This window comes from uncultured Leptotrichia sp. (genome assembly GCF_938036635.1).
GTDB classification, from domain to species: Bacteria; Fusobacteriota; Fusobacteriia; order Fusobacteriales; family Leptotrichiaceae; genus Leptotrichia; species Leptotrichia hongkongensis.
On sequence record NZ_CALHQO010000461.1, the window covers coordinates 1 to 3860 of the forward strand.

At 29.8% G+C, this 3860-nt stretch carries 4 protein-coding genes; all 4 read left to right on the forward strand.

The features are described from left to right. Window positions 1-190: 190 nt before the first annotated feature. Complete coding sequence (locus Q0370_RS09100) at window positions 191-805, forward strand: tetratricopeptide repeat protein (protein WP_147005412.1); 615 nt, start codon at window positions 191-193, stop codon at window positions 803-805. A gap of 96 nt (window positions 806-901) precedes the next feature. Continuing rightward, a complete protein-coding gene (locus Q0370_RS09105) occupies window positions 902-1729 on the forward strand; it encodes an ATP-binding protein (RefSeq protein ID WP_021744108.1) in 828 nt (275 codons plus the stop codon). 217 nt (window positions 1730-1946) lie between these two features. After that, the gene (gene treC / locus Q0370_RS09110) at window positions 1947-3641 is read left to right on the forward strand and encodes an alpha,alpha-phosphotrehalase (protein WP_299574923.1); all 1695 of its coding nucleotides are present in this window, start codon (window positions 1947-1949) and stop codon (window positions 3639-3641) included. 87 nt (window positions 3642-3728) lie between these two features. After that, on the forward strand, window positions 3729-3860 hold a 132-nt coding region (locus tag Q0370_RS09115), incomplete at its 3' end, for a molybdopterin-binding protein (protein WP_299574925.1).

Here is a 3860-nt window from a genome sequence, read left to right on the forward strand (position 1 = left end):
CGGAATTTTAGGTTTTGCGTTTTTTATTTTAGTTTTAGTTCAAAATGTAATAATGCTGCTTAAATTAGAATTTTATAAAAATAAAAATTAATGAAAATAGAAAGGAGACGCTACGCTAATTATATGTAGTCTTTTTTATTAAAAGGTAAAAAAATGTTTAATAAAAAAAGAAACGTAGCAGTAGGAAATAATGTTAGAAACATTGATTTTTAGAGAAATAAGATATAATGAAAATAATGAGCAGCTTCTCAAAGAAAATTTAGAAAAAATAAAAGAAAATCCTGATGATGTGGAAGTGTTAAAAACATTAGCTTCCATCTATCACGCACTAAAAGAAAATGATAAAGCAATTGATATTTATGAAAAATTGGTAAAATTAAAACCTGAAGAAATAGAAACAAGAGCATTTCTAGGTTATTTGTACTATGAAAATGAAGAACTTGACAAAGCAGAAGAAAACTTTAATAAGGCACTTGATGTAAGTACAGAAGACGAACCGTTTATATTGTTTCTTTTGGGAAATATTTATTCAAGAAAAGGTAAAATCTCAGAAGCGGTTGACTGTTATGAGCTTGCTATATTCCTTGATTTCGATATGTATGTTGCACATATTGATTTTGCTAGAAAATATGAACATATGGGACGGCACCAAAAGGCGCTTGAAGAATACAGGGCAGCCTTTAGAATTGATTCAAGGGATGAAGGGCTTATTGAAAAAATAAACTACATCGAAAACAAATGTAAAAATTTAGCAGATGAAGATAAAAAAGTAAATTTTTCAGGAGCAAATTTAGGAATTGTTTAAAATCAAACTGAATATTTTTAAATAAAATATAGTTTTAGAAAGTTGTCGTATGATAACTTTCTATTATTTTTTAAATGATGTTAAAGGAGAGAAAAAGTGGTAAATTTAGTATGTGAAGCCATTCTTCCAGATTGTCCGATGAAGGATGTGGAAGAAATTGAAAAAAGTATAATGACAACCTATAAAAAGAGTATATGGGCAAAATTTTTGAAGGCAATTAGTGATTTTGATATGATACAGGATGGGGACAAGATTGCGATTGGAGTTTCTGGCGGAAAAGACAGTTTACTTTTAGTAAAATTATTTCAGGAATTGAAGAAAGATAAACGGAAAAATTTTGAATTTAAGGCAGTTAGCTTAAATCCTGGTTTTAGAAATTCTGATTTGGATAATTTTAAAAATAATTTGGATAAGTTAAATATCGACTGTGAGATTATTAATACGAATATTTGGGAAATTGCAAATGAAAAGGCAAAGGACTATCCGTGCTTTTTATGTGCTAAAATGCGACGTGGAATTTTATATACGCAAGTAGAGGAACTTGGATTTAATAAATTGACGCTTGGTCATCATTTTGATGATGTAATTGAAACAACTCTTATAAACATGCTTTATGCAGGAACAATGAAGACAATGACTCCAAAAGTTCCATCAACTTCTGGAAAATTAGAACTAATTCGTCCATTAATTTATGTAAAGGAAGCTGACATAATTGATTACACAAAAACAAACGGAATCCGTGCGATGAACTGTGGATGTACAATCGAAGCTGGAAAAACTTCGAGCAAACGTAGGGAAGTAAAAAATTTATTAGCCGAACTTGAAGAAAAAAATCCAGGAGTAAAGCAAAGTGTATTTAATTCAATGAAAAATATAAATCTGGATTATGTTTTTGGATATACAGGCGGTAAAGAAGCTGAATAAATAAAGAAATTGTTATATTTAATTGTTGTAACTGATAGCTTTAAAGAAAAAAATATAACTTTATAATATTGTGGCATCAAATATTTAGAGTAGTCATAGACTGCTCTTTTTATATATAGTTTTTCAGTCAGAAGTTGAAAAATTGATTGTATATATAGTGAGAATAAGGTATAATTAAAAAAGAAATATAAAAAATAAAAGTTTAGGAGTGAATTTTATGAAAAAAAATTTCGATCAAAAATGGTGGCATAAATCAGTAGTTTATCAAATTTATCCAAAGAGCTTTAATGATACGACTGGAAGTGGAGAAGGGGATATAAGGGGAATTATTGAGAAACTTGATTATCTGAAGGAACTTGGAGTGGAAGTGATCTGGATTACTCCAATGTATAAATCTCCACAAAATGATAACGGATATGATATAAGTGATTATTATGATATTGATCCTAATTACGGGACAATGGAAGATTTTGAGGAAATGCTGACAGAAGCACATAAAAGAAATTTAAAAATAGTTATGGATATTGTTGTAAATCACTCTTCTACTGAAAATGAATGGTTTAAAAAGTCTGAAGCAGGAAATCCTGAATATAAGGATTTTTACATATGGAAAGATGCAGTTGATGGAAAAGAGCCTACAAACTGGCAATCAAAATTTGGAGGAAATGCCTGGCAATATTCAGAAAAGAGAGGACAGTATTACCTTCACTTGTTTGATGTTACGCAAGCTGATTTAAACTGGGAAAATGAAAATGTAAGAAAAAAAGTATATGAAATGATAAAATTTTGGCTGAATAAAGGTGTGGATGGATTTAGGCTGGATGTTATAAATCTTATATCAAAGGATCAGAGATTTTTAAATGATGATGGAAGTGATACAAGATTTGTACCTGACGGAAGAAGATTTTATACAGATGGACCTAGAATTCACGAATTTTTGAAGGAAATGAATAAAGAAGCCTTTGGAGGCGGAGAGCTTATTACGGTTGGAGAAATGTCTTCTACAAGCCTTGATAACTGTATCAGATATTCAAATCCTGATGAAAAGGAATTATCAATGGCGTTTTCATTTCATCATTTGAAAGTAGATTATCCAAATGGAGAAAAATGGGCAAAAGCACCATTTGATTTTGTGGAGTTAAAAAGAATATTCTCTAAATGGCAAATTGGAATGTATGAAGGAAATGGATGGAATGCGACTTTCTGGAATAACCACGATCAGCCAAGAGCATTGTCAAGATTTGGAAATGATAAGGAATATCGTAGTGAATCGGCTAAAATGCTTGCCACAGTTCTTCATGGATTACAGGGAACACCTTACATTTATCAAGGGGAAGAATTTGGAATGACAAATCCATATTTTGATGAGATTAGTAAATATCGTGATATAGAATCAACCAATAATTACAAAATTTTATTGGATAAAGGACATTCTGAAAAAGAAGCTATTGAAATTTTAATGCAAAAATCAAGAGATAATTCCAGAACGCCTGTTCAATGGAATGATTCTGAAAATGCAGGATTTACAACTGGAACTCCATGGATTGGAGTGCCTGAAAATTATAAAAAAATTAATGCTGAAGCGGCTTTAAAAGATAAAAATTCAATATTCTATCATTACAAAAAATTAATTGATTTAAGAAGAAATGAAGAATTAATGATAACAGGAAAATATGAAGACATTGATTTGAAAAACCAAAGTGTTTATGCCTACAAACGTGTTGGAGAAAATGGAGAATTAGTTGTAATCAGTAATTTCTATGAACCTGAAGTGGAATTCGAATTGGAAAGAAATGGAGTTACAGGACTGGAAAATGCTCAAGTTTTATTGTCAAACTATGAAACGGCGCCTGAAATCAAAGATGGAAAAATTATTTTAAAGCCTTATGAAGCGATTATTTTTAAAAAATAATAAAAATAAAGTTTGCTGCTAAATAAATTTTTTATATTTGAACTTATTTAGTAGTATTTTAAATAAAAAGAAAAGAAGGAAATAAAAATGAAAACAGAAATTATATGCGTTGGAACAGAATTATTAGTCGGAGATATTGTGAATACAAATGCACAGTATATTTCAGCAAAGCTCACAAATATTGGGATTGATTTGTATTATCAGACTACGGTTGGAGAT